Source organism: Streptomyces sp. NPDC040718, from assembly GCF_055593565.1.
Map to the genome: position 1 here is coordinate 148,186 of NZ_JBVIXO010000008.1, position 25,809 is coordinate 173,994.

Below are 25,809 nucleotides of genomic sequence, written 5' to 3' on the forward strand. Positions count from 1 at the left end.
GAGCGCGTCCGGACGGGGCCGGGACGGCCGTCCTACCAGCGCGGCGGGCTCGTCAGCGCCCGCGCGAGGGCCTCGTCCAGGGCCCGCGCGGTGCCCTCGACGTCGAGGTGGGAGTTGTCGATGATCGGCAGCCCGGAGCCGTACCAGCCGGCCATCCGGCCGTGGATGCGGGCGACCTCCTCGTCGGAGAGCCTGCGGTTGCCGGAGCGGGCCGCGTTGCGGTCGAGGACGACGTCCAGGCCGGGCAGCAGCACGACCGGGAGCAGGGCGGGCCCCACGTGGCGCTTCCAGCCGCCGAGGCCGACCACGGGCCGGTCCGGGAAGACGGCGTCGTCGAGGATGCAGGAGATCCCGTTCGCCAGGAAGTTGCGGGCCGCGAAGCCGCAGGTGCGGCGGGCCAGGCGGTACTGGGCCTCGGAGTGCTCGTTCCAGCCGGCCTGCGGGTCCGCGAAGCCCGAGCAGACCCATTCGCGGACGTCGTCCAGGCTGATGTGCGCGGTCGGCACCGGCCGGGTCGCCGCCCAGTGCCGGGCCACGGTGGTCTTGCCGGCGCCCGCCGGGCCGATGAGCAGTACGGCGAGCACGGCCCCGCCGGTACCGGGCGCGGGCGGCACGGGCACGGCGGCCGCGGCGGGAGGCAGCGGGATGTGCCCCGTCGCTTCGGGGACCGGCGCCACCGGCCAGCCCTGCGCAGGGGGTATCGGCGGCTGCGGGGGAACCGCCGGGTGCTGTCCCGGCGGACCCCAGCCCCCCACTCCGTGCTGCATCCGCGCCACTCCGTCTCGTTCAGGCGACTGATGCGAGAACGTTATCTCAGGCCGTGACCTCTTCCGCCAGCGCACGCAGCGCCAGCCGGTAGGAGCCCAGCCCGAAGCCCGCGACGGTACCGGTCGCCACGGCCGCGATGACCGAGGTGTGCCGGAACTCCTCCCGGGCGTACGGGTTGGAGATGTGCACCTCGATCAGTGGCGCGGTGCGCTGCGCGGCCGCGTCCCGCATGGCGTACGAGTAGTGCGTGAAGGCGCCCGGGTTGATGACGACCGGGATCTTGCCGTCCGCCGCCTCGTGCAGCCAGCGCACCAGCTCGCCCTCGTCGTTGGTCTCGCGGACCTCCACGTCGAAGCCGAGTTCGGCGCCCAGGGTGCGGCAGCTCTCCACGAGGCCCGCGTACGAGGTGGCCCCGTACACGTCGGGCTCGCGGGACCCGAGCCGGCCCAGGTTCGGGCCGTTCAGGACCAGCACCGGGCGGCTCACGCGGAGACCTCGCCGTACGCGGCGACCAGGTGCGCCGGGTCCGGGCCCTCCAGCACGGTGGGCTTGGCCAGGCCGTCCAGGACGATGAAGCGCAGCAGGTTGCCGCGGGACTTCTTGTCGACCTGCATGGTCTGGAGCAGCTTGGTCCACTGGTCGCCGCGGTAGGTCAGCGGCAGGCCCACCGAGGCCAGCACGGCCTTGTGGCGGTCGGCGGTGGCGTCGTCGAGCCGCCCCGCCAGCCGGCCCAGTTCGGCCGCGAAGACCATCCCGACGGAGACGGCCGCGCCGTGCCTCCACTTGTAGCGCTCGTTCTTCTCGATGGCGTGCGCGAGGGTGTGGCCGTAGTTGAGGATCTCCCGCAGCCCCGACTCCTTGAGGTCGCTGGAGACCACGTCGGCCTTGACCTGGATGGAGCGGCAGATCAGCTCGGCCGTGTGCGGGCCGGCGGGCGTACGGGCCGCCGCCGGGTCCTCCTCGATCAGGTCGAGGATCACCGGGTCGGAGATGAACCCGGCCTTGATGATCTCGGCGAGGCCGCTGACGTAGTCGTTGACCGGCAGCGACTCCAGCGCGGCGAGGTCGCAGAGCACCCCGGCCGGCGGGTGGAAGGCGCCGACGAGGTTCTTGCCCTCGGCGGTGTTGATGCCGGTCTTGCCGCCGACGGCCGCGTCCACCATCGCCAGGACGGTGGTCGGGACGGCGATCCAGCGCACCCCGCGCAGCCAGCTGGCCGCGACGAAGCCCGCCAGGTCGGTGGTGGCGCCGCCGCCCACGCCGACGATGACGTCGGTGCGGGTGAAGTTGGACTGGCCGAGCGCCTTCCAGCAGTACGCGGCCACCTCGACGGTCTTGGCCTCCTCGGCGTTCGGCACCTGGATGGCGATCGCCTCGTAGCCCTGCTCCGCCAGGTCCGCGCGCAGCGCCTCGCCGGTGTCGGCCAGCGCCTCGGGGTGGATCACGGCGACCCGCTGGGCCTTCGTGCCGATCAGGCCGCCCAGCTCGCCGAGCAGCTGCCGGCCGACCAGCACGTCGTACGCGTCGTGTCCGGCGCTGGCGCCGACGTTGATCCGCGTCACCTGGTCTGTCATACGTCCTTCAACTCCAGAGCGTCGAGGACCGCCTGGGCGACCTCTTCGGGGGTGCGGTCGTCGGTGGCCACGACGACGCGCGCGACTTCGGTGTACAGGTGGCGCCTGGCCTCCATCAGCTCGCGCCACTGGCGGCGCGGGTTGACGGCGAGCAGCGGGCGGGCGGCGCCGAGCCCGACGCGGCGCACGGCCTCCTCGACGTCCATCGACAGGTACGCGACGGGCAGCCCGGCGAGCAGGGCGCGGGTGCCCTCGTCGAGGACGGCGCCGCCGCCGAGGGCGAGGACTCCCGTGTGCTCGGCGACGGCGGCCGCGACGGCCGCGCGCTCCAGCTCACGGAAGTACGGCTCGCCCTCGTCGACGAAGATGTCGGAGATCTCCCGGCCCTGGGCCGCGACGATGTCCGCGTCGGTGTCCCGGTAGGGGACGCCGAGCCGGCGGGCGAGCACGCCGCCCACCGTGGACTTGCCGGAACCCATGGGTCCGACGAGTACGACCAGAGGGCCGCCCGTCACCGGATCTGCAGGTTGTCGAGGTAGGACCGGACGTTGCGGCGGGTCTCGGGGACCGAGTCCCCGCCGAACTTCTCGACGACGGCGTCGGCCAGCACCAGCGCGACCATGGCCTCGGCGACGATGCCCGCGGCGGGCACGGCGCAGACGTCGGAGCGCTGGTGGTGGGCGACGGTGGCCTCGCCGGTGGCGACGTCGACGGTGGCCAGGGCGCGCGGCACGGTCGCGATGGGCTTCATCGCGGCGCGTACGCGCAGCAGCTCGCCGGTGGTCAGGCCGCCCTCGGTGCCGCCGGAGCGGCCGGAGGTGCGCTTGAGGCCCTCGGGGGTGGAGACGATCTCGTCGTGCGCCTTGGAGCCGGGCACGCGGGCCAGCTCGAAGCCGTCGCCGACCTCGACGCCCTTGATGGCCTGGATGCCCATGAGCGCGGCGGCGAGGCGGGCGTCCAGGCGGCGGTCCCAGTGGACGTGGGAGCCGAGGCCGACCGGCACGCCGTACGCGAGGACCTCGACGACGCCGCCGAGGGTGTCGCCGTCCTTGTGGGCCTGGTCGATCTCCGCGACCATCGCCTTCGACGCGTCCGCGTCGAGGCAGCGCACCGGGTCGGCGTCGAGCTTGTCGACGTCGGCGGGGGTCGGGTAGACGCCGTAGGGGGCCTTGGCCGAGGCCAGCTCCACCACGTGCGAGACGATCTCGATGCCCGCGACCTCCTTGATGAAGGAGCGGGCGACGGCGCCGAGGGCGACGCGGGCGGCGGTCTCACGGGCGCTGGCGCGCTCCAGGATCGGCCGGGCCTCGTCGAAGCCGTACTTCTGCATGCCCGCGAGGTCGGCGTGGCCGGGGCGCGGGCGGGTCAGCGGCGCGTTGCGGCCGGTCTCCTTGAGCAGCGAGGGGTCGACCGGGTCGGCCGACATGACCGTCTCCCACTTGGGCCACTCGGTGTTGCCGATCATGACCGCGACCGGGCCGCCCTGGGACAGGCCGTGGCGGACGCCGCCGAGGAAGGTGATCTCGTCCTGCTCGAACTTCATGCGGGCACCGCGGCCATAGCCGAGCCGGCGCCGGGCCAGGTGATCGGCCACCAGCTCGGTGGTGACCGGGACGCCGGCGGGAAGGCCCTCCAGCGTCGCGACCAGTGCCGGTCCGTGCGACTCTCCTGCGGTCAGCCAACGCAACCTGCTCAACGATGCTCCTCATGCTCGCGCCTGGCACTGCGACGGCTCGTCCCGGCTGCGCGGACCGGACGGCCGTACCCGAATCCTCCCACGTCCGGGCGGTCCTGCGGATCTCGGTCCAGCTGACGGACGACCGGGCGGCCCGTGCGTGCGCGACGGTGCCGGGTTCGGCCATCGGCTTCCCGCGCGCGGGGCGTCAGTGGCGGGCGCGCAGGGCCGCTTCGCCGGCGGCCCGCATGGCGGCCAGCGGGCCGGGGGCGCGGCCGGTCATCTGCTCGACCTGGAGTACGGCCTGGTGGACGAGCAGGTCGAGCCCTCCGAGGAGGGTGCCGCCGCGCCCGGACCAGGCTGCGGCCAGGGCGGTGGGCCAGGGGTCGTAGAGGACGTCGAAGAGGGTGCCGGGCGCCGCGGGGACGGCGTCGGCCAGCTCGTCCGTGGCGCCGGCCGGGGTGGTGGCGATGACGAGCGGCGCCTCCAGGGCCCGTGCCGCGTCCGACCAGTCGGCCGTACGGACGTCCACGCCGAGCCGCTCGCCCCACTGGCGCATCTCGTCGGCGCGGGCGCGGGAGCGGACGTACGCGGTGACCTCGCCGGTGCAGATCCGGGCGAGGGCGGCGAGCGCCGAGGAGGCGGTGGCCCCCGCCCCGAGGATCGCGGCGGCGGGCACCTTCTCGACGCCGCGCTCGTGCAGGGCGGCGACGAGCCCCGGGATGTCGGTGTTGTCGCCGAGGCGGCGGCCGTCCTCGGTGAACACCACCGTGTTGACGGCCTCCACCGAGGCGGCGGTGTCGCTGATCCCGTCGAGCAGCGGGATGACCGCCCGCTTGAGCGGCATGGTCAGCGACAGCCCGGCCCACTCGGGGCCGAGGTCCGCCACGAACGCGGGCAGGGCGGCCTCGTCGATCTCGAACCGGTCGTAGGACCAGTCGTCGAGGCCGAGCTCCCGGTACGCGGCGCGGTGCAGCACCGGGGAGAGGGAGTGCTCGATGGGCGAACCCAGCACCGCGGCCCGTATCCGTGACATGTCCTGCTACCCGCCGTTCTTCTGCTTCTGCCGTGCCTGGAACTCGTCGGCGAGCTTCATGTGCTCTTCGTAGGTCTTGGTGAAGGTCGTCTTGTTGCCGTCGACCGACACGAAGAACATCCAGCCGCCGTGGTCGGGGTTGAGCGTAGCGGTCAGCGCGTCCAGGCCGGGGTTCCCGATCGGGCCGGGCGGGAGTCCCTTGACGAAGTGCGTGTTGTACGGGTTGTCGAAGGCCTGGGCTTCCTTCAGGTTGAAGTTGATCTCGCTCTGGTTCTTGACGTAGTTGTACGTCGAGTCGAACTGGAGCCTCTGGTTCGTGACGTCGTTGGTCTTCTTGAGGCGGTTGTAGACCACCTCGGCCATCTTGCGGAAGTCGTCGTGGTTCTTGCCCTCGGCGTTCACGAGGCTGGCGACGGTGACGACCTGGAGCGGGTTCTCCAGGTTCAGCTCCTTGGCCTTGCCCTCGATCCCCATCTCCGTGTACTTGTCGGCCGCGTTCTTGACCATCTGCCGGAGCAGCGACTCGGGCGTGCTGTCCTTCCTCAGGTCGTAGCGCGCCGGAAGCAGGAAGCCCTCCAGCGGGTCGACGAGCTTCGGGTTGTTGCCGGCCCAGGCCGGCAGGCCGAGGTTCTTCGCCTCGCGCAGCGCGACGTCCTTCGTGGTGCCGTCCGGCTTGCCGAGCTTCTTGTCGATGGCCTCGTAGACCTTGGAGTTGCGCCAGCCCTCGGCGATGGTGATGACGTTCAGCTTGCTGGGGTCGATCATCAGCGCGACGGCGGCCGAGGCCGACATCCTCTTCTTCATCGGGTAGACGCCGGGCTGGATCGAATTGCCCTTGGGGTTGGCCTTCGCCGCGTCGACGAACGCCTGGGCGCTGGCGACCACGCCGGCCTGCTTGAGGAGGCGGCCCATCTGGCCGAGGCCGGCGTCCTTGGGGATCTCGACCTCGATGATCTCGTCGGTGCCCTCACCGGCGAAGTCCTCGGCCGGGGCGAAGCGGTCGTGGAGGTAGTTGTAGCCGTAGTAGCCGCCACCGCCGACGACGCCGATGATCACCACGGCGGCGACCAGGCATGCGGTGCCGCTGCGTTTCTTCTGTTTGCCGCCCTTGCCGCCCTTGGTGCGGCCGCCGGCCCGGCGCCCGCGCGAGGGCGGATCGTCGCCGTCGTCGGAGCCCCGGCCGCCCGCGGGCAGGAGCGCCTCGTCGGGCTCCTCCTCGTCCAGCGGCTCCTCGACCGGTTCCGGTTCCAGGTGGCGCAGGCCGGGCGGCTGCGGGGGCGGGTAGGCCTCGGCCGTCGTGTACAGGTCCGGGGCCTCGCCGGGATAGGCCCCGACGGCCTGCTGGGCGTACGGGTCCGCGCCCGCGTACGGGTCGACCTGCACGGCCGCCGCCGCGTACTGGCCCTGGCCGGTGTCCCAGCCGGGGCCGGCGCCGCCGTCGTACGCCGGCTGGGGGGCCATCTGCTGCGCCGCCATGGCCTGGGCGGCCATCTGCTGCTGGGCCATCTGCTGGTACTGGAGCTGCTGCGCGTACGCCTGCTCGTCGTACTGCTGCGGGTACTGGCCCGCGTACTGCTGCTGGTACTGCGGCTCCTGCGGATGCGGGTACTGCTGCTGCGGGTCCCCGCCGTAGGGCACCTGCGCCTGCTGCGTCTGGTGCGCGGTCCACCCCTGGTCCCCGTAGAGGGGGTCCTGGGGGTTCCACGGTTCGGAGCCGTGGCCCCGGCCATAGTCAGTCATCGGTCCCCTAGAGCCGCGAGACGAAGGCCGCGGCTTACGTCGGCCGCGACACCCGGTTCCGCCTCTTTGGTGGTGAGCGACGGCTGTTCGAATGCCGTCTCATCGCGCGGAACGTTACCGTATCGCGATCAGACAACCACTTCGACGCACTCACCGGGCGGATTACCTGATACCCGTTCGGTCTCAAGAGCGTTCTGGAGGATAACCACAGCGGCCGCCTGGTCGATCACCGACCGGCCCTTCTTCGCGTTCCGCCCGGAGGCCCGCAGGCCCTGGGCGGCGGTGACCGTGGTCATCCGCTCGTCCACCAGACGGACCGTCACCGGCTTGATCCCCTTGGCCAGTTCGTTCGCGAATGCGCGCACCTTGGCCGCGGCCGGCCCCTCCCGCCCGCTGAGCGAGCGGGGGAGGCCGACCACGACTTCGAGGGGCTCGTACTCCTCGACGAGCTGCCGCAGCCGCCGGTGGGCGAAGGGGATGTCCCGGCCCGGGACGGTCTCCACCGGCGTGGCGAGCACCCCGTCGGGGTCGCAGGACGCGACCCCGATCCGGGCGTCTCCGACATCGACGGCCAGTCGGCGGCCGCGGCGCAGGGTCATCGTCAGGCCGTCTCTGCCACGAGGCGCTCGACGGCGGCGATGGCCTCGGGCACGGCGCCCGGGTTCTGGCCGCCGCCCTGGGCCACGTCCGGCTTGCCGCCACCGCCGCCACCGAGGGTCTTGGCGGCGGTGCGGACCAGGTCACCGGCCTTGAGGCCGCGCTCGCGGGCCGCCTCGTTGGTGGCGATGACGGTCAGCGGACGGTCGTTCGCCACGGTGAACAGCGCGACGACGGCCGGGCGGTCGCCCTGGATGCGGCCGCGGACGTCGAGGACCAGCTTGCGCAGGTCGTCGGCGCCCGTGCCGTCCGGCACCTGGCCGACGACGAGGGCGACGCCGCGGATGTCCTGGGCGTTGGAGGCGAGACCGGCGGCGGCCTGGAGGACCTTCTCCGCGCGGAACTTCTCGATCTCCTTCTCGGCGTCCTTCAGCTTGCCGAGCATGGAGGCGATCTTCTCCGGCAGCTCCTCCGGACGGCCCTTGACGAGCTCCTGGAGCTGGGCGACGACCGTGTGCTCCTTGGCGAGGAAGTTGTACGCGTCGACGCCGACCAGGGCCTCGACACGGCGCACGCCGGAGCCGATGGAGGACTCGCCGAGCAGCTTCACCAGGCCCAGCTGGGAGGTGTTGCCGACGTGCGTGCCGCCGCACAGCTCCTTGGAGAAGTCGCCGATGGTGACGACGCGGACCCGCTCGCCGTACTTCTCGCCGAACTCGGCGATGGCGCCCTGCTTCTTCGCCTCGTCGATGCTCATGACCTCGGCGGTGACGTCGAGCTCGCGGGAGAGCACGTCGTTGATCTTCTGCTCGACGTCGGTGAGGACCGAGCCGGGGACGGCGTTCGGCGAACCGAAGTCGAAGCGGAAGCGGCCGGGGCTGTTCTCGGAGCCGGCCTGGGCGGCCGTCGGGCCGAGGGCGTCGCGCAGCGCCTGGTGGGTCAGGTGCGTGGCCGAGTGGGCGCGGGCGATGGCCCGGCGGCGCTTGACGTCGATGGCGGCGTACGCGGAGGCGCCCACCGTGACCTCGCCGACCTGCACGGAGCCCTTGTGCACGGAGACGCCGGGGACCGGCTGCTGGACGTCGCGGACCTCGATGACGGCACCGGTGTCGAGCTTGATGCGGCCCTGGTCGGCGAGCTGGCCGCCGCCCTCGGCGTAGAAGGGGGTGCGGTCGAGGACGACCTCGACCTCGTCGCCCTCGGAGGCGGCGGGCGCGGAGACGCCGTTGACCAGCAGGCCGACGATGGTGGACTCGCCCTGGTTGGTGGCGTAGCCGGTGAACTCGGTGGCGCCGGCGCCGTCGGCGATCTCCCGGTAGGCCGACATGTCCGCGTGACCGGTCTTCTTGGCCTTGGCGTCGGCCTTGGCCCGGTCGCGCTGCTCCTGCATCAGGCGGCGGAAGCCGGGCTCGTCCACGGAGAGGCCCTGCTCGGCGGCCATCTCCAGGGTGAGGTCGATCGGGAAGCCCCAGGTGTCGTGGAGCAGGAACGCCTTGTCGCCGGAGAGGACCGTGCCGCCGGCGGCCTTGGTCTCGGTCACGGCGGTGTCGAGGATGTTGGTGCCGCCCTTGACGGCCTTCAGGAAGGCGGCCTCTTCGGCGAGGGCGACGGTCTCGATCCGCTTGCGGTCGGTGACCAGCTCGGGGTACTGCTGCCCCATCGTGTCGATCACGACGTCGATCAGGTCCTGCACGACCGGGCCGGTGGCACCCATGAGGCGCATGTTGCGGATGGCGCGGCGCATGATGCGGCGCAGCACGTAGCCGCGGCCCTCGTTGCCGGGGGTGACGCCGTCGCCGATGAGCATGACGGAGGTGCGCATGTGGTCGGCGACCACGCGCATCGAGACGTCGGTGCCCTGGGCGGCGCCGTACTGCACGCCGGTCAGCTCGGTGGCCTTGTCCATGACCACGCGCAGGGTGTCGGTCTCGTACATGTTCTGCACGCCCTGCAGGATCATCGCGAGGCGTTCGAGACCGAGGCCGGTGTCGATGTTCTTCGACGGCAGGTCACCGAGGATCGGGAAGTCTTCCTTCCCGTCGCCGGCGCCGCGCTCGTACTGCATGAAGACCAGGTTCCAGATCTCCACGTAGCGCTCGTCGTTGACGGCCGGGCCGCCCTCGACGCCGAACTCGGGGCCGCGGTCGTAGTTGATCTCGGAGCAGGGGCCGCAGGGGCCGGGGACGCCCATGGACCAGAAGTTGTCCTTCTTGCCCAGGCGCTGGATGCGCTCGGCGGGAACGCCGATCACGTCGCGCCAGATCGTCTCGGCCTCGTCGTCGTCGAGGTAGACGGTGATCCAGAGCTTCTCGGGCTCGAGGCCGTAGCCGCCGTCCGCCACGGAGCTGGTCAGCAGCTCCCAGGCGTACTTGATGGCGCCTTCCTTGAAGTAGTCCCCGAAGGAGAAGTTGCCGCACATCTGGAAGAACGTGCCGTGGCGGGTGGTCTTGCCGACCTCTTCGATGTCCGGTGTACGGACGCACTTCTGCACGCTGGTGGCGCGGGGGGCCGGGGGCTTGGTCTCGCCGAGGAAGTACGGCTTGAAGGGGACCATGCCCGCGTTGACCAGCAGCAGAGTCGGGTCGTCCGCGATGAGCGACGCCGAAGGGACAACGGTGTGACCGCGCTCCTCGAAGAAGCTCAGCCAGCGGCGGCGGATTTCAGCCGACTCCATCAGTGGTCCTCATTCCGGTTGTGCGTGACCGTCGATTTGTTCGAGCGGTACGTGGTCTTGTCGTTCTGGTGGTACTCGATGGCCCGCAGCCGCCGCGGCCCGGGGAGGGCGGTGACGTTGTCGGACAGGTCGGGATCCTGGTGGAGTCCCAGTGCGTCGTTCAGCTCGTCCTCGCGCTGCGTCATTCCCGCCTTGACGTCGAGGGCGAATTCCTTCAGGCGGTGCCCGGCCTCCACGGCCTTGTCGGCGGCCTGGGCGGCGAGGCTCTCCGGGGTCAGCTTCTTCAGCTGGCGGTTGACCTTGGTGGTGGCCCACACGCCGGCGGCGGCGCCTGCGGTGAACCAGAAGGCTCGGCGGAACATCGGCGGTCTCAGCCCTTCTGCTTCCGGCGCCGGGCCGGCGGCACCGTACGGCCGACGATCACGGTTCGCCGGTTGGTCTTCTGCGGGGCGTCCTCGGTGCGGCCCAGCGCCTTGCGGACGCCGTAGCCGAAGGCCGCGACCTTGACCAGGGGTCCGCCGAAGGTGGTGGCCACGGTGGAGGACAGCGCGGAGGCGTTGGAGGTGACCTCCTGGACGTCGCTCGCGATGGCGTCGACCCGGTCGAGCTGGGTGCGCGCGGAGCGGACGGTCGTCGAGGCGTCCGCGAGCAGCGGGACGGCCTGCTCGGTGACGTCGGCCACGAGCTTGGTGGTCGCGCGGAGCACCTGCGCGAGCCGCACCAGCACCACGGCGAGGAAGGACACCAGAATGGCCCAGAAGACGGCCACGAGGATGCCGGCCACCTCTCCACCGGACACGTTGCACCGCTCCCTGTTCTGCTTGCCTACGGTTTCACTGCGGATCGACTACGGAGAAAAGTCTCCCTCCGACCCTATCGCGCCGGAGATCCGCCGCAGTACCGGAATTCCGGGTCCGGTGCGCGCCCCTGCGGACCCGCCTTGTACGCGGCGCGTCCGGAACAGTACTCTCCGTGTCCCATGCGACAGCGACCCACCCGACGAGGACCGTCGGGCAATCTTCCCTCGGAGCTGAGTTCCTTCGTCGGGCGGGGTGCCGAACTCGCCGGGGTGGCGCGGCTCCTGGGCTCCTCCCGGCTGGTCACGGTGACCGGGGTGGGCGGGGTGGGGAAGTCCCGGCTGGCGCTGGCCGCGGCCCGGGCGGCCGCCGAGGATCCGCAGGAACGCTACTGCGACGGCGTCTGGCTGGCCGGACTGCCCTGCGTACGAGATCCCGCGCTGCTGGAGTTCACCGTGGCCGAGGCCCTCCACCTCACCGACCACACCGTGATGGCGAACCACACGTTCCGGGACCTGGTGGGGCTGGTGCCGGCGGTGGAGCTGCTGGCGCTGGTCACGGTCACCGAGGGCGCGGCGGCCGAGGCGGCGGTGCTCCAGGGCGCGGCGGAGCCGATGTGGGACGGGGTCGGGCTGCGGCTGTTCGGGTCGGGGTACTTCAACGCGCCCCGGCTGGCGTGCCAGGAGCGGGCCGGGGAGGTGCTGGGCCCGGAGCGGTACGCGGCGCACGCGGCCGAGGGCCGGCAGCTCACCGTGGAGGCGCTGGTGCTGCGGGCGCAGTGGGCCCCCGGGCGGCGCCCGGGAACGCAAAGGCCCGCCGCCCCCCGGAGGGGACGGCGGGCCGGAACCAGCCTGTGAGGGCTACGTCCGCTGGATCAGCGGGCGTAGTACTCGACGACGAGCTGCTCGTCGCAGATGACCGGGATTTCCTTGCGGTTCGGGTCGCGGTCCAGGCGGAAGGCCAGGGCCTTCAGGTTGACCTGCAGGTAGCGCGGGGTCTCGCCCTCGCCTGCGTAGCCACCCTCACGGGCAACCTGGAACGGAACCTTCTCGCGGCTGCGCTCGCGCACGGTGATGACGTCGTCCGGACGGACACGGAACGACGGCTTGTCGACCTTGCCACCGTTGACCTCGATGTGGCCGTGAACGACCATCTGGCGGGCCTGGTAGATGGTGCGGGCGATGCCCGAACGCAGGACCAGGGCGTCGAGGCGACGCTCGAGCTCGACGACCAGCGCCTCGCCCGTCTTGCCCTCGGCCTTCTTGGCGCGGTCGTACGCGCGAGCCATCTGGCGCTCGGAGATGTCGTACTGCGCGCGCAGACGCTGCTTCTCCAGCAGACGGACCTTGTAGTCCGAGTTCTGCTTGCGGCCACGGCCGTGCTCGCCCGGCGGGTAGGGGCGGGCCTCGAAGTACTTGACAGCCTTCGGCGTCAGGGCGATGCCGAGGGCACGCGACTTCTTGACCTTGGGTCGCTTCTGGTTCACGGGGAACCTACCTCCATGTAAGTTAGGTGAGGCTTACCTTATCGAGGAGGACGTAATGTCTCGACCACATGGGATCCCCCTGCCCAGTGCGCACCGAAGTTCGGATTCCAACGAAACGGAATCCGCTTTCGATGACGATAAGCAAGGTCAGCCGCGTCCCAGGGAAGGCGTTCGGCAGCTCACCGGAGCCGAACGCGTACGAACCCTCGTAGAGTCCAACGCCTCAGTATCCCTCACGCTGCCGGATGCTTCTGACCAGGCCGAGTGGTGGACAGGGGTGCCGGCCGCGCGGACCGTCACCCCGGACGGGGACGTGATCCTCCTGGTACCAGGGGAATCCGCGGCTGCCAGGGCTGCCGCTCACGCCCAGGACGACGACCTCACCGCCGTGATCGAGATCACGGATGTGGCGCCGGTGTCCGTGCCCCATCGTATCCGAGCCCGCGCCCGCCTCGCAGGGTGGCTGACCCCGGTCCGCGGGGACGACCGCGCCCTCTGCGCGGCGCTGCTCGCGGAGCGGCACCCGGTGGGCGAGCTGCTGGGCCTGGCCGAGTCGCAGGACCCGCCGCACACCGGCCGCCCCGCCTGGATGATGCTGCGCCTGGAGGTCGGCGAGATCGCGCTGGAGGACCTGTGGGGCGCGGGGCCGGTGGACCCGGACGAACTGGCGGCCGCCGAGCCCGACCCGCTCACCGCCCACGAGACGGAGCTGCTCCAGCACCTCGCCTCCGCCCACGCCGACCGCGTCGCCGACCTGTGCGGGCTGCTGGGCTCCCGCGGGACGGCCGGGATGACCGCCGTCCCGCTGGCCCTGGACCGGCTCGGGCTGCGCGTCCGCTTCACCGACGGCCCCGGGCGGCCCTGCTTCGACGCCCGCTTCGACTTCCCCGAGCCGGTGGCGGACGTCTGCGGCCTGCGCCGGGCCATGCGCGCCCTGTTCGCCGCCGCCGCGCACTGAGCCCTCACGGGCGCGGGGTCCGGGGCGGAGCACGGGGAAGCAGGCCGCGGGCACGCGCAACCCCGCCCGGCCAGGGCTCAGGCGCCCCGGAGCCGCTCGCGGACCTTGTCCACCACGTCCGCGTACCGCGCCTCCGCCCCGTACCGCGTCGGCTCGTAGTACCGCTTCCCGTGGATCTCGTCCGGTGCGTACTGCTGCGCGGCGATGGCGCCCGGCACGTCGTGCGGGTAGACGTACCCCACCGCGTGCCCCAGCTTCGCCGCCCCCTTGTAGTGCCCGTCCCTCAGGTGCGCCGGCACGGCCCCGGCCAGCCCGGCCCGTACGTCGGCCAGCGCGGCGCCGATCGCCGTCGTGGCGGTGTTCGACTTCGGGGCCAGCGCCAGCGCGATGGTCGCGTGCGACAGCGTCAGCGCGGCCTCCGGGAAGCCGATCATCGCCACCGCCTGCGCGGCCGCCACCGCCAGCGGCAGGGCCGTCGGGTCCGCCAGGCCGATGTCCTCGCTCGCGGAGATCATCAGGCGCCGCGCGATGAACCGGGGGTCCTCGCCGGCCTCGATCATCCGGGCCAGGTAGTGCAGCGCGGCGTCCACGTCCGAACCCCGGATCGACTTGATCAGGGCGCTGGCCACGTCGTAGTGCTGGTCGCCGTCCTTGTCGTAGCGGACCGCGGCCCGGTCGACCGCCTCCTCCAGGGTCTGGAGGGTGATCTCCTCCTCGCCCTTGGCGATGGCCGAGCCGGCCCCCGCCTCCAGCGCGGTCAGCGCCCGGCGGGCGTCGCCGCCGGCGATGCGCAGCAGGTGCGCCTCCGCGTCGGCGGGCAGCGACACCGCCCCGCCCAGGCCCCGCTCCTCGGTCAGCGCGCGCCGCAGCAGTGCGCTCAGGTCGTCGTCGGTCAGCGGTTCCAGCGTCAGGAGCAGCGAGCGCGACAGGAGCGGGGAGATGATCGAGAAGTACGGGTTCTCCGTGGTCGCCGCGATCAGGGTGACCCAGCGGTTCTCCACGGCGGGCAGCAGCGAGTCCTGCTGCGCCTTGCTGAAGCGGTGGATCTCGTCGAGGAAGAGGACGGTCTCCTTGCCGTAGCCGCCGGCGGCGCGCTTGGCGCCCTCGATGACGGCCCGGACCTCCTTGACGCCCGCGGTGATCGCGGACAGCTCGACGAACCGCTTCCGGGTGGCCTGGCTGACCACGTACGCGAGGGTGGTCTTGCCGATGCCGGGCGGGCCCCAGAGGATCACCGAGGAGGCCCCGGCCGGTCCCCCGGCGCCCTCCCCCACCAGCCGGCGCAGCGGCGAGCCCGGCTTCAGCAGGTGCTGCTGGCCGACGACCTCGTCCAGGTTGCGCGGGCGCATGCGGACGGCGAGCGGTGAGCTCGCGGGGTCCTTCTCCTGGCGGTCCTCGGCTGCGGCGGTGAAGAGATCTGGTTCCACACCGGAAGCCTATGCGAGGCCACCGACAGCCCGCCGGGCCTCAGGAGGTCCAGAAGTCCCACCAGCGGGTCAGGATCAGCATGCCGATGATCCCGACGTGCAGTACGGGCAGCACCCAGGTGAACTCGTCCAGGAAGCCGCGCAGCCAGCCGGGGGCGGGCAGCAGGCCCTGGCGCACGTTGTGCGAGGTGACGTACCAGAACATCAGGATGGTGGCGACCCAGGCGAGGCAGCACCACAGGCAGAGCGAGTTGATGGTGTACAGCGACTGGTACATCAGCCAGGTGCAGAATCCGACGCCGAAGAGGGTGCCGGCGTTCAGGGTCAGCCAGTACCAGCGGCCGAACCGGGCTCCGGCCAGCATGCTCATGCCGACGCAGACCACGATGCCGTAGGCGACGAGGCCGAGCATCGGGTTGGGGAAGCCGAAGACGGCCGCCTGCTCGCTCTTCATGATGTTGCCGCAGGAGACGACCGGGTTCAGGGAGCAGCCGGGGACGAAGTTCGGGTCCTCCAGCAGCTTGAACTTGTCGATGGTGATCACCCAGGCGGCCAGCAGGCCCGCCGCTCCGGTGATGACCAGCAGCAGGGCCAGCGCCCGGCTCCCGCCGAAGGTCCGCGGAGCGGTGTCCGCGCCTGCGCCTGTTGTCGTCATCCCGATCCCGCCCGCTCCGCTTCCGCAAGGTCATCAAGCAGGGGCCATTGTGCCGTACGGCGCTGTGCGCCATCCGTTCGCGGGAGATAAGGACGGCGCGAAAGACACCCCGTGCGGGACCCCCGGAAAGCACCGGGGGCGGGGCGGGGAGGACTCCCCCGCCCCGCCCCCGGCGGAAGGCTCGGCGTCAGGCCAGACGGGCCCGCACCTCGGCGACCACGTCGGCGACGGCCACGGCCGTCTGCTCGCCGGACTCCATGTCCTTGAGCTGGACGACGCCCTCGGCGAGGTCGCGGTCGCCCGCGACGATCGCGAAGCGGGCACCGCTGCGGTTGGCGTCCTTCATGGCGCCCTTGAGGCCCTTTCCACCGTAGGACATGTCGGCCGCGACCCCCGCCTTGCGCAGCTCGGTCACCAGACCGAAGACGGCCGGCTTGGCCTCGCCCAGGGCGACCGCGAACACCGCCGTCGAGGCCGGGATGTCCAGCTCCACTCCCTCCGCCTCCAGGGCGAGGACGGTGCGGTCCACGCCGAGCGCCCAGCCGACCGACGGCAGCGCCGGGCCGCCGATCATCTCGGACAGCCCGTCGTAGCGGCCGCCGCCGCCGACCGCGGACTGCGAGCCCAGGCCGTCGTGGACGAACTCGAAGGTGGTGCGGGTGTAGTAGTCGAGGCCGCGCACGAGCTTCTCGTCGTCCTCGAAGGCGACCCCGGCGGCCGTGACCAGGGCCCGGACCTCCTCGTGGTACGCCTTGCACGCGTCGCACAGGTAGTCGCGCAGCACGGGCGCGCCCACCAGCTGCTTCTGCACGTCGGGCCGCTTGTCGTCGAGGACGCGCAGCGGGTTGATCTCGGCCCGGCGGACGGTCTCCTCGTCGAGGTCGAGGCCGCGCAGGAAGCTCTGGAGCGCCTCCCGGTACACCGGGCGGCACTCCTTGTCGCCGAGCGAGTTCAGCAGGATGCGGAAGTTGCGCAGGCCCAGCGAGCGGTACGCCTGGTCGGCCAGGATGATCAGCTCGGCGTCCAGCGCCGGGTCCTCGGCACCGATCGCCTCGGCCCCGACCTGCGAGAAGTGGCGGTAGCGGCCCTTCTGCGGCTTCTCGTAGCGGTAGTACGAGCCCGAGTACCAGAGCTTGACCGGCAGGTTGCCCTTCTTGTGCAGGCTGGCCTCCAGCGCGGCGCGCAGGACGGAGGCGGTGCCCTCGGGGCGCAGGGCGAGCTGGTCGCCGCCCTTGGTCTCGAAGGCGTACATCTCCTTGGAGACGATGTCGGTGGACTCGCCGACGCCGCGGGCGAAGAGGCCGACGTCCTCGAAGCCGGGGGTCTCGATGTAGCCGTAGCCGGAGTTGCGCAGCGGCGCGGAGATGGCCTCGCGCACCGCCAGGTACTTCACGGAAACCGGCGGGATCAGGTCGTACGTGCCCTTGGGGGCCTGAAAAGTAGCCACGAAACTCTCGTCACATTCCTCGTCGTGGGGCGGCGGTGCCGTCCCCCAGGCCTGCGGCGACTTCCCGAAGGTACGGGTTGGTCGCGCGCTCACGGCCGATGGTGGTCTGGGGACCGTGGCCGGACAGCACCACCGTCGAGTCCTCCAGCGGCAGGCACACGCGGGCCAGCGACTGGAGCATCTCGGCGTGGGAGCCGCCGGGCAGGTCGGTGCGTCCGATGGAGCCGGCGAACAGCAGGTCGCCCGAGAAGAAGACCGGCGGTACGTCGGCCTGCTCGGGCATCCGGAAGGTCACCGACCCCTTGGTATGCCCGGGCGCGTGCGCCACCGAGAACTCCATCCCGGCCAGCTTCAGGGCGGCGCCGTCGGTGAGCTCGCGGACGTCGTCCGGCTCGCCCACGGTCAGCTCCCCCATGAGCGGCATGCCGATGGAGCGGCCGAGCGCCTTCTCCGGGTCGCTCATCATGTAGCGGTCCTCGGGGTGGATCCAGGCCGGTACGTCGTGTGCTCCGCACACCGGGACGACCGAGGCGACATGATCGATGTGGCCATGGGTGAGGACGACGGCGACGGGCTTGAGACGGTGCTTCTTCAACGTCTCCTCGACGCCCTGGGCGGCCTGGTGGCCCGGGTCGATGATGACGCACTCCTCACCGGCGGCGGGGGCGACCAGGTAGCAGTTGGTGCCCCAGGCCCCGGCGGGGAATCCGGCAATCAGCACGTTCGTCCTCAATCGTCGTCCGGCGGGAGGCAGCGGATCGGAATCTGCTGCTCAGAGCCTACCGGCGCCCCTCATTACACAGCGAACCCATATACGGTACGGCCTAACCCAGCCCGGACAGCGGTACCAGAGACGCACAAGGAGACGACCCGGTGGTCACGAGCGATCAGCGTCGGCGACAGCTCGCCAGGGAGAAGTACGAGCGCCAGCAGAAGCGCCGAGCGGAGGCCCGGCGCAAGTCGCGGCAGCGCCTGGCGGTCATCGGCGCGGCCTCGGCCGTGGTGATCGCCACGCTGGTCGGCCTCGTCGTGGGCGGCGTCTTCGACGGGAAGGACACGGAGGACTCGGCGGCCGACCCCTCGGCGTCCCCGTCGGCGCCGACGCCGAAGAAGTCCCCCTCCCCCGCGATGGCGATCGACGACAAGGCGAAGTACACCTTCGACCTGAAGACCAGCGCGGGCGACGTGAAGTTCGAGATGGACGCCGCGAAGACCCCGCAGACGGTCAACTCGTTCAAGTCGCTCGCCGACAAGGGCTTCTTCGACAAGACCAAGTGCCACCGCCTGGTGACGGGCGGGATCTTCGTCCTCCAGTGCGGCGACCCGGAGGGCACCGGCATGGGCGGCCCCGGCTACAACGTCCCGGACGAGAACCTGGACTCCCTGGGCAAGCCGAACGAGCAGGGGCAGGTGGTCTACCCGGCCGGCACGGTCGCGATGGCCAATACCGGCCGCCCCGGCACCGGCGGCAGCCAGTTCTTCCTCGTCTACAAGGACAGCCCGCTCGCCCCGTCCTACACCCCCTTCGGAAAGATCGACGCGGCCGGTCTGAAGGTGCTGGAGGAGGTGGCCAAGGCCGGGACCGCCGACGGGGCCCAGGACGGGGCCCCCAAGACCCCGGTCACCATCGAGAAGGGCGCCGTCACCAAGAACTGACGGGGCACCGCGGCCCCGGGCCCGGCCCGCCCGCCGCCCGTACGTCGATATTCCGTCGTGCGGGATGCGGACAGCCGGCCCGGCGGTCGCCTATGTTGGCGTTGTGCAGGGCGGGCGCTGCCCGCCCCAGGAAACTGTGGACGATGCCCGGGGGTCCACCCCCGGCGGGCATCAGGTGGAGGAGGCGCTGTGAGCAGCGACCCGTGGGGCCGAGTCGACGAGACCGGCACCGTGTACGTGCGTACTTCCGAGGGCGAGCAGGTCGTCGGCTCGTGGCAGGCGGGCACCCCCGAGGAGGCCCTGGCCTACTTCGAACGCAAGTACGAGGGCTTGGTGGTCGAGATCGGCCTCCTCGAACGGCGGGTTCGGACCACCGATCTGTCCGCCAAGGACGCCCAGACGGCCATCGAGCACCTGCGTACCCAGGTGGACGAGCACCACGCCGTGGGCGACCTGGCGGCGCTGCGCGTCCGGCTCGACAAGCTGGTGGCGACGGTGGACTCGCGGCGCGAGGAGCGCAAGGTCCAGAAGGCCAAGCAGGCGGACGAGGCCCGTACGGCCAAGGACGCACTGGTCACCGAGGCGGAGCAGCTGGCGCAGAGCGACCAGTGGCGCAGTGCCGGTGAGCGGCTGCGCGCGCTGGTGGACATCTGGAAGGGCCTGCCGCGGCTCGACCGCAAGTCGGACGACGAGCTGTGGCACCGCTTCTCGCACGCCCGCTCCGCCTTCTCCAAGCGCCGCAAGGCCCACTTCGCCGCGCTGGACGCGCAGCGCGAGGACGCCCGCAAGGCCAAGGAGAAGCTGGTAGCGGAGGCCGAGTCGCTGTCGAAGTCGACGGACTGGGGTCCGACGGCCGCCCGCTACCGCGAGCTGATGGACAGCTGGAAGGCGGCGGGCCGGGCGCAGCGCGAGGCCGAGGACGACCTGTGGAACCGTTTCCGCGGTGCTCAGGACGTGTTCTTCGCGGCGCGCAGCGAGGTCTTCGCGGAGCGCGACGCCGAGCAGGTCGAGAACCTGAAGCTGAAGGAGGAGCTGGCCGTCGAGGCGGAGAAGCTCGTCCCGGTGACGGACCTGAAGGCGGCCCGGGCGGCGTTCCGCTCGATCAACGAGCGCTGGGAGGGCATCGGCCACGTGCCGCGCGACGCCCGTCCCAAGGTCGAGGGCCGGATGCACGCCGTGGAGCGGGCCATCCAGGAGGCCGAGGAGGGCGAGTGGCGCCGTACGAACCCGGAGGCGCGGGCCCGTGCGGCCGGTCTGACGGGGCAGCTGCAGGCGGCCGTCGACAAGCTGCGTGAGCAGGTCGACGCGGCGCGCGCGGCCGGCAACAACGCGAAGGCCGACAAGCTGGCCCGCGAGCTGGAGGGCCGGCAGGCCCTGCTGGACCAGGCGCTGAAGGGCCTGGAGGAGTTCGGCGGCTGACGCCGCCGCGGCCTTCCGTTCCGGAGGGCCGAAGCCGATGGGCACCGCCGGTTCCGTCCGGTGGTGCCCGTCGTGCATGTGCGTCCCATTCGTTACACGGCTCCGGCACAGGGTGCGCGCTGGCAACACGCGCCACCTGTGTACCGTTGTACAAGGCCGCCTCGGCGGCCTTCTGCCGGGCAACGACCAGGATCGAATGTGACGCATACCCAGATACGCGCTGATGTCCCAGACCCGCTTGTCGTTGCCCGGCCGGTCACCAGCAAGAAGGAATCGGGGCACCGGGGCGTCGGACGGCGCGTACTCGCCCATCTGAAGCGTGCCCGGAAGGCGCTGCTCGTCCACATCGCGCTGCGTGCCACCGGCCTCGCCGTGATGGCGGTCTGGGCCGAGCGCAAGGACGTGCGGCCGCTGGAGATCCTGGGCGGGCGCTGGGACGCCGTCTACTACCTGCACATCGCCGAGAACGGCCTGACGACCCCGCTGGCGACCCCGTCGCCCTGCGCGTTCGCGGGGCCGAGCTGCCAGATGGCGTTCTTCCCGGTCTACCCGACGCTGGTGCGGTGGATCTCGTACGCCACGCACCTGCCCATGAACTGGGTGGCGATGGGGCTGGCGCTGTTCGCCTCGGTGATCGCCGCGTGGGGCATCTTCGCCGTCACTGACAAGATCTACGGACGCCGGGTCGCGCTCTTCACCTGTGCCCTGTTCGCGATCGTGCCGGCGGCGCTGGTCCAGTCGATGGCGTACACCGAGCCGCTGTTCCTCGCCCTTTCGGTGTGGGCTATGTACGCGGTGATGACGAAGTCCTGGCTGACGGCCGGCGTGCTGGCCTTCTTCGCCGGGGCCACCCGTCCCTCCGGTTCGGCGATCGTCGCGGCCGTGGTGCTGGCGGGCGTCTGGGAGTACGTGCAGTGGCGCCGGAAGCGGCGTTCGCAGCGTCCGGCCGTGGGCCGGATCGTGGCGGCCTCGCTGATCGCCCCGCTGGGCTGGTTCGGGTACGTGGGCTACGTCGGCTGGCACTTCGGGCGCTGGGACGGCTACTTCGAGCTCCAGCGCCGGTGGGGTTCGGTCTACGACGGCGGTTTCGACACCCTCGTCGAGCTGAAGAAGACCTTCACCGAGGTGCACACCACCCTCAACCACGTGGTGGTCTCCCTGACGGTGGTGACGGCCGTGGTGCTGTTCGTCCTGATGACGCGCAGGCGCCGGCCACCGATGGTCGTGTGGATCTTCGCCGCCATGATCATGCTGATGGCGCTGGGCGGCGCGGGCTTCTACTTCTCGAAGATGCGCTTCATCATGCCGGCGTTCCCGCTGCTGTTCCCCTTCGCGCTGGCCCTCGCCCGGGCCCGCAGGAGCACCGTGGTGTGGATCCTCGGTTCGGCCACCGCCGTCTCCGCGCTCTTCGGCGGCAACCTCAATTTCGTCTGGTGGGGCTGCCCCTGATCCGGCCGCCGGCCGCCTGGTACGACGGTGGGCGCCACCCCTCGGGGGTGGCGCCCACCGTCGTGTCCGGTGCCGGTGCCGGTACCTACGGGCGGCGGGCCGAGGTGACGCGGTAGACGTCGTAGACGCCCTCGACGCCCCGTACGGCCTTCAGGACGTGGCCCAGGTGCTTGGGGTCGCCCATCTCGAAGGTGAACCGGGAGGTGGCCACCCGGTCGCGGGAGGTCTGGACGGCCGCGGAGAGGATGTTCACGTGCTGGTCCGACAGGACCCGGGTGACGTCCGACAGCAGCCGGGACCGGTCCAGCGCCTCGACCTGGATGGCGACCAGGAAGACGGAGGACTGGGTCGGCGCCCACTCCACCTCCAGCATCCGCTCGGGCTGCTGGGAGAGGGAGTCGACGTTGACGCAGTCGGCGCGGTGAACCGATACGCCACTGCCGCGGGTGACGAAGCCGATGATCGGGTCGCCCGGCACCGGGGTGCAGCAGCGGGCCAGCTTGACCCACACGTCGTCGACGCCCTTGACGACCACACCCGGGTCGGCGTTGCCGCGCCGCTTGGTGCGGGCGCGCGACGGCGGGACGCTCTCCTCGATGTCCTCGTTGGCGGCCTCCTCGCCGCCGAGGGCCTGCACCAGCTTCTGCACGACGCCCTGCGCGGCCACGTGGCCCTCGCCGATCGCCGCGTACAGGGAGGAGATGTCCGGGTAGCGCATCTCGTGCGCCAGGGTGACGAGGGAGTCGCCCGTCAGGATGCGCTGGATCGGCAGGTTCTGCTTGCGCATGGCCCGCGCGATGGCGTCCTTGCCGTGCTCGATGGCCTCGTCGCGGCGCTCCTTGGAGAACCAGGCGCGGATCTTGTTGCGGGCCCGCGGGGACTTGACGAAGCCGAGCCAGTCGCGGGACGGGCCCGCGCCCTCGGCCTTGGAGGTGAACACCTCGACCAGGTCGCCGTTGTCCAGGGTCGATTCGAGCGGTACGAGCCGCCCGTTGACCCGCGCCCCTATGGTGCGGTGTCCGACCTCGGTGTGGACCGCGTACGCGAAGTCCACGGAGGTCGCTCCCGCGGGCAGGGCGATGACGTCGCCCTTGGGGGTGAAGACGAAGACCTCGTTGCGGGAGAGGTCGAAGCGCAGCGAGTCGAGGAACTCGCCCGGGTCCTCGGTCTCCTTCTGCCAGTCGAGCAGCTGGCGCAGCCAGGCCATGTCGTTGACCGTGTCCTGGCCGGCGCTGCCCTTCGCGGCCTGCGGGACGTCGGTGCGCACCTTGGAGGCGCCGGCGACGGTCTGCTGCTTGTACTTCCAGTGCGCGGCGATGCCGTACTCGGCGCGGCGGTGCATGTCGAAGGTGCGGATCTGGAGCTCGACCGGCTTGCCGCTGGGCCCGATGACCGTCGTGTGGAGCGACTGGTACATGTTGAACTTGGGCATCGCGATGTAGTCCTTGAACCGGCCGGGGACCGGGTTCCAGCGCGCGTGCACCGTGCCGAGGGCCGCGTAGCAGTCCCGGACGGTGTCCACGAGGACGCGGATGCCCACCAGGTCGTAGATCTCCGCGAAGTCACGGCCGCGGACGATCATCTTCTGGTAGACGCTGTAGTAGTGCTTGGGTCTGCCGGTGACGGTGGCCTTGATCCGGGCCGCGCGCAGGTCGACCATCACCTCGTCCGTGACGACGGCGAGGTACTCGTCGCGCTTGGGCGCGCGCTCCGCCACGAGCCGCACGATCTCGTCGTACATCTTGGGGTAGAGGATCGCGAAGGCGAGGTCCTCCAGCTCCCACTTGATCGTGTTCATGCCGAGGCGGTGGGCCAGCGGCGCGTAGATCTCGAGGGTCTCGCGGGCCTTCTTCTCCTGCTTCTCCCGCTTGAGGTAGCGCATGGTGCGCATGTTGTGCAGGCGGTCCGCGAGCTTGATGACCAGGACGCGCGGGTCCTTGGCCATGGCGACGACCATCTTGCGGACGGTCTCGGCCTGCGCCGCCTCGCCGAACTTGACCCGGTCGAGCTTGGTGACGCCGTCCACGAGGAGGGCGACCGCGTCGCCGAAGTCGCGGCGGAGCTGCTCCAGGCCGTACTCGGTGTCCTCGACGGTGTCGTGCAGCAGCCCGGCCATCAGGGTGGCGGGGTCCATGCCCAGCTCGGCGAGGATGGTGGTCACCGCGAGCGGGTGGGTGATGTACGGGTCGCCGCTCTTGCGCTTCTGGCCGCGGTGCCACCGTTCGGCGACCTGGTAGGCCTGCTCGATCTGGCGCAGCGTCGCCGTCTCGATCTTCGGGTCGTTGCTGCGGACTATGCGGAGCAGGGGTTCCAGTACCGGGTTGTACGGGTTGGAACGCTGCACGCCGAGGCGCGCCAGTCGGGCGCGCACCCGGTTGGAGGACCCGCCCGGCCTGGCCGGAACGGGCTTGACCGGCGGGGCCGGCGGGGGCGTGGCTGCGGCCGCCGCGGCCGGGTCGGCCTTCGGGTCGGGCTGCGCGGCGGAGAGTGGCTGGACCTCGTCTGGCAAGAGCGCTCCTCTGGGGGTCCCCTCGGGACGGAGTCCGGGGGAGGATCCGGAGCCCCGGTCAGGTCCGGATAACCCATGGTAGCGAGGGTTGCGCCGCCCCGTTCTCCGTGGTCGCCCCCCGGGACGCGGCCCGAGGCCCGCTCCGGCCCCGCTGCACTTCCAGCCCAGCCGTACGGAATCCGGCCCCGCCGGGGGGCACCTCCCAGCGGTAGCCGGGGCGGTTCGAGGCGCGGGGTCCGGTGCGGAGCCCCCGGCGGCGGCGCCGCACCCGGAACGAAAGCGGCGGGCCCCGGGATGTCCCGGGGCCCGCCGCTTCGGCAGAGCAGAGGTCAGACCACGATCAGCGCGTCCAGCGGGGCACCCGCCAGCGCGGGGGCCAGCTTCTCCCGACCCGGGAGGAAGGACAGCTCCATCAGGACCGCCACCCCGGCGACCTCGGCACCGGCCCGCCGGATCAGCTCCAGCGATGCCTCGGCGGTCCCGCCGGTCGCGAGGACGTCGTCGATGACCATGACCTTGTCACCGGCCGACAGGTCCTCCGCATGGACCTCGATCTCGGCGGTGCCGTACTCCAGCTCGTACGACTGCGCGAGCGTGGCGCCCGGCAGCTTGCCTGCCTTGCGTACGGGGACGAAGCCGATGCCCGCCTGGACGGCGACCGGGGCGGCGAGGATGAACCCGCGCGCCTCCAGCCCGACGATCTTCGTGGCGCCGTACCGGACGGCCAGCTCCACCAGCGCCTCCGTCAGCGCCGCGAAGGCCTTCGGGTCGGCGAGCAGCGGGGTGATGTCCTTGAACATCACGCCGGGCTTCGGGTAGTCCGGGACGTCCTTGATCCGGCCGAGCAGCAGCTCGCGGAGCTCGGGAGTGGAGGAGGGCGCGGTCACCGGCGCCGCCTCCCCTGGCCGCCCTGCGCGACGACCTGCGGGGCGTCGTCAGCGTCGGCGCCCTCGGGGTCCTCGCCCTTGGCGGCCGCGGCGGCGCGCTTGGCGAGCACCCGCTTGGTCAGCGCCTTCATCGCCGGCTCGCGCTCCTTCAGGTCCACGACCAGCGGGGTCGCGATGAAGATCGAGGAGTACGCACCGGCCGCGAGGCCGACGAACAGCGACAGCGAGATGTCGTTGAGCATGCCCGCGCCCAGGAAGCCGCCGCCGATGAACAGCAGGCCCGCGACCGGGAGCAGCGCGACGACGGTGGTGTTGATCGAGCGGACCAGCGTGCCGTTGATGCTGCGGTTGGCGATCTCGCTGAAGGTGTAGCGGGTCTGCTTCGTGATGTCCTTCGACCCCTCCTTCAGACCGTCGAAGACGACGACGGTGTCGTAGAGGGAGTAACCGAGGATGGTGAGCAGACCGATCACGGTGCCGGGGGTGACCTCGAAGCCGACCAGCGCGTACACGCCGACGGTGATGGTGAGGTCGTGGATCAGCGCGATCAGCGCGGCGACGGCCATCCGCCATTCGAAGGCGATGGCGAGGTAGATCACCACGAGCACCATGAACACGCCGAGGCCGGTCCAGGCCTTGTTCGCGATCTGCTCGCCCCAGCTCGGGCCGACCAGGTCCGCGTTGATCTGGTTCGCGTCGACCTTGAGGTCGGTGCCGAGCTGCTTCTTCACGGAGGCGGCGGAGTCGGTGTCCAGACCGGAGATCTGGATGCGCAGGCCGCCGGTGCCGAGCTCCTGGACGATCGCGTCGTGCCCCGAGGCCTTCTCCGCGCTCTCGGTCGCATGGGCGACGGAGACGGCCGTCTTCGGGGTGGTGAAGACGGCGCCGCCCTTGAACTCGATGCCCATGTTGAGGCCCTGTACGGCCAGGGCCACGATCGCCGTGATGGTGATCAGGATGGAAACGCCGTACCAGAGAAAGCGCTTGCCGACGAAGTCGTAGCCGACCTCACCGCGGTACAGCTTGGCGCCGAGATCTCCCAGCTTCGACATCTC

Annotated in this window: 24 protein-coding genes; 5 read left to right on the plus strand and 19 right to left on the minus strand. The window is 71.4% G+C overall.

From position 1 onward, the window contains the following. Window positions 1-32 precede the first annotated feature (32 nt). From ACZ597_RS21360 to ACZ597_RS21410, 11 genes are all read right to left on the minus strand, one after another. Entirely contained in the window at window positions 33-767 is a 735-nt protein-coding gene (locus ACZ597_RS21360) for an AAA family ATPase (protein ID WP_471332358.1), read from the minus strand. 46 nt (window positions 768-813) lie between these two features. Next, window positions 814-1,254, minus strand: coding sequence for a type II 3-dehydroquinate dehydratase (gene aroQ, locus ACZ597_RS21365; protein ID WP_344159399.1), 441 nt, complete (start codon window positions 1,252-1,254; stop codon window positions 814-816). Then, a complete protein-coding gene (gene aroB / locus ACZ597_RS21370; protein WP_469114999.1) occupies window positions 1,251-2,342 on the minus strand; it encodes a 3-dehydroquinate synthase in 1,092 nt (363 codons plus the stop codon). The genes aroQ and aroB overlap by 4 nt, the downstream gene beginning before the upstream one ends. Then, the gene (locus tag ACZ597_RS21375; protein ID WP_007263039.1) at window positions 2,339-2,857 is read right to left on the minus strand and encodes a shikimate kinase; all 519 of its coding nucleotides are present in this window, start codon (window positions 2,855-2,857) and stop codon (window positions 2,339-2,341) included. The genes aroB and ACZ597_RS21375 overlap by 4 nt, the downstream gene beginning before the upstream one ends. After that, window positions 2,854-4,038 carry a chorismate synthase gene (aroC, locus tag ACZ597_RS21380; protein ID WP_471332362.1) on the minus strand — a complete coding sequence of 395 codons (1,185 nt, stop codon included), beginning with the start codon at window positions 4,036-4,038 and terminating at the stop codon, window positions 2,854-2,856. Before aroC ends, ACZ597_RS21375 begins: the two co-directional genes overlap by 4 nt. 187 nt (window positions 4,039-4,225) lie before the next feature. After that, window positions 4,226-5,053: a shikimate dehydrogenase gene (locus ACZ597_RS21385; RefSeq protein ID WP_471332364.1), complete on the minus strand. Its 828-nt coding sequence runs from the start codon at window positions 5,051-5,053 to the stop codon at window positions 4,226-4,228. A 6-nt stretch (window positions 5,054-5,059) separates the two neighbouring features. Next, on the minus strand, window positions 5,060-6,793 hold the full coding sequence (mltG, locus tag ACZ597_RS21390; RefSeq protein ID WP_471332367.1) for an endolytic transglycosylase MltG: 1,734 nt from the start codon (window positions 6,791-6,793) through the stop codon (window positions 5,060-5,062). A 128-nt stretch (window positions 6,794-6,921) separates the two neighbouring features. Next, window positions 6,922-7,392 (minus strand): Holliday junction resolvase RuvX, encoded by a 471-nt coding sequence (gene ruvX, locus ACZ597_RS21395; RefSeq protein WP_471332370.1) that lies wholly within the window; start codon window positions 7,390-7,392, stop codon window positions 6,922-6,924. A gap of 2 nt (window positions 7,393-7,394) precedes the next feature. Then, window positions 7,395-10,064, minus strand: coding sequence for an alanine--tRNA ligase (alaS, locus tag ACZ597_RS21400; protein WP_471332373.1), 2,670 nt, complete (start codon window positions 10,062-10,064; stop codon window positions 7,395-7,397). After that, on the minus strand, window positions 10,064-10,426 hold the full coding sequence (locus ACZ597_RS21405; protein WP_471332376.1) for a DUF6167 family protein: 363 nt from the start codon (window positions 10,424-10,426) through the stop codon (window positions 10,064-10,066). Before ACZ597_RS21405 ends, alaS begins: the two co-directional genes overlap by 1 nt. A gap of 8 nt (window positions 10,427-10,434) precedes the next feature. After that, on the minus strand, window positions 10,435-10,863 hold the full coding sequence (locus ACZ597_RS21410; RefSeq protein WP_471332378.1) for a DUF948 domain-containing protein: 429 nt from the start codon (window positions 10,861-10,863) through the stop codon (window positions 10,435-10,437). Between the two features lie 180 nt (window positions 10,864-11,043). Between ACZ597_RS21410 and ACZ597_RS21415 the strand changes: the two genes are divergently transcribed. Then, window positions 11,044-11,718 (plus strand): hypothetical protein, encoded by a 675-nt coding sequence (locus tag ACZ597_RS21415; protein ID WP_471332381.1) that lies wholly within the window; start codon window positions 11,044-11,046, stop codon window positions 11,716-11,718. A gap of 17 nt (window positions 11,719-11,735) precedes the next feature. On the opposite strand, the gene rpsD is transcribed toward ACZ597_RS21415, so the two are convergent. Further along, window positions 11,736-12,347: a 30S ribosomal protein S4 gene (gene rpsD / locus ACZ597_RS21420; RefSeq protein WP_030294564.1), complete on the minus strand. Its 612-nt coding sequence runs from the start codon at window positions 12,345-12,347 to the stop codon at window positions 11,736-11,738. Between the two features lie 55 nt (window positions 12,348-12,402). Here rpsD and ACZ597_RS21425 point away from each other — a divergent pair, with 55 nt between their 5' ends. Then, window positions 12,403-13,305, plus strand: a complete 903-nt coding sequence (locus ACZ597_RS21425) for a DUF2470 domain-containing protein (RefSeq protein ID WP_471332384.1) — start codon at window positions 12,403-12,405, stop codon at window positions 13,303-13,305. 77 nt (window positions 13,306-13,382) lie between these two features. Here ACZ597_RS21425 and ACZ597_RS21430 read toward each other — a convergent pair whose 3' ends face one another. The 4 genes from ACZ597_RS21430 to ACZ597_RS21445 all read right to left on the minus strand — a co-directional run bounded on the left by ACZ597_RS21430 (window position 13,383) and on the right by ACZ597_RS21445 (window position 17,555). Then, window positions 13,383-14,732 carry a replication-associated recombination protein A gene (locus ACZ597_RS21430; RefSeq protein WP_471332387.1) on the minus strand — a complete coding sequence of 450 codons (1,350 nt, stop codon included), beginning with the start codon at window positions 14,730-14,732 and terminating at the stop codon, window positions 13,383-13,385. A 40-nt stretch (window positions 14,733-14,772) separates the two neighbouring features. Further along, window positions 14,773-15,387 carry a vitamin K epoxide reductase family protein gene (locus ACZ597_RS21435; RefSeq protein ID WP_471332389.1) on the minus strand — a complete coding sequence of 205 codons (615 nt, stop codon included), beginning with the start codon at window positions 15,385-15,387 and terminating at the stop codon, window positions 14,773-14,775. A gap of 187 nt (window positions 15,388-15,574) precedes the next feature. Continuing rightward, a complete protein-coding gene (gene hisS, locus ACZ597_RS21440; protein WP_471332390.1) occupies window positions 15,575-16,834 on the minus strand; it encodes a histidine--tRNA ligase in 1,260 nt (419 codons plus the stop codon). A gap of 10 nt (window positions 16,835-16,844) precedes the next feature. Next, window positions 16,845-17,555 carry an MBL fold metallo-hydrolase gene (locus ACZ597_RS21445; RefSeq protein WP_470968702.1) on the minus strand — a complete coding sequence of 237 codons (711 nt, stop codon included), beginning with the start codon at window positions 17,553-17,555 and terminating at the stop codon, window positions 16,845-16,847. A gap of 152 nt (window positions 17,556-17,707) precedes the next feature. On the opposite strand from ACZ597_RS21445, the gene ACZ597_RS21450 reads away from it, so the two are divergent. From ACZ597_RS21450 to ACZ597_RS21460, 3 genes are all read left to right on the plus strand, one after another. Further along, complete coding sequence (locus ACZ597_RS21450) at window positions 17,708-18,490, plus strand: peptidylprolyl isomerase (protein WP_471332394.1); 783 nt, start codon at window positions 17,708-17,710, stop codon at window positions 18,488-18,490. 189 nt (window positions 18,491-18,679) lie between these two features. Beyond that, window positions 18,680-19,909, plus strand: a complete 1,230-nt coding sequence (locus ACZ597_RS21455; protein WP_471332397.1) for a DUF349 domain-containing protein — start codon at window positions 18,680-18,682, stop codon at window positions 19,907-19,909. Window positions 19,910-20,107: 198 nt separating this feature from the next. Next, window positions 20,108-21,358: a glycosyltransferase family 39 protein gene (locus tag ACZ597_RS21460; RefSeq protein WP_471332400.1), complete on the plus strand. Its 1,251-nt coding sequence runs from the start codon at window positions 20,108-20,110 to the stop codon at window positions 21,356-21,358. Between the two features lie 85 nt (window positions 21,359-21,443). Here ACZ597_RS21460 and ACZ597_RS21465 read toward each other — a convergent pair whose 3' ends face one another. From ACZ597_RS21465 to secF, 3 genes are all read right to left on the minus strand, one after another. Then, on the minus strand, window positions 21,444-23,867 hold the full coding sequence (locus ACZ597_RS21465) for a RelA/SpoT family protein (RefSeq protein WP_471332403.1): 2,424 nt from the start codon (window positions 23,865-23,867) through the stop codon (window positions 21,444-21,446). Between the two features lie 329 nt (window positions 23,868-24,196). Continuing rightward, a complete protein-coding gene (locus ACZ597_RS21470) occupies window positions 24,197-24,754 on the minus strand; it encodes an adenine phosphoribosyltransferase (RefSeq protein WP_471332406.1) in 558 nt (185 codons plus the stop codon). Next, window positions 24,751-25,806 carry a protein translocase subunit SecF gene (gene secF, locus ACZ597_RS21475; RefSeq protein ID WP_470844992.1) on the minus strand — a complete coding sequence of 352 codons (1,056 nt, stop codon included), beginning with the start codon at window positions 25,804-25,806 and terminating at the stop codon, window positions 24,751-24,753. The genes ACZ597_RS21470 and secF overlap by 4 nt, the downstream gene beginning before the upstream one ends. Between the last annotated feature and the right edge of the window lie 3 nt (window positions 25,807-25,809).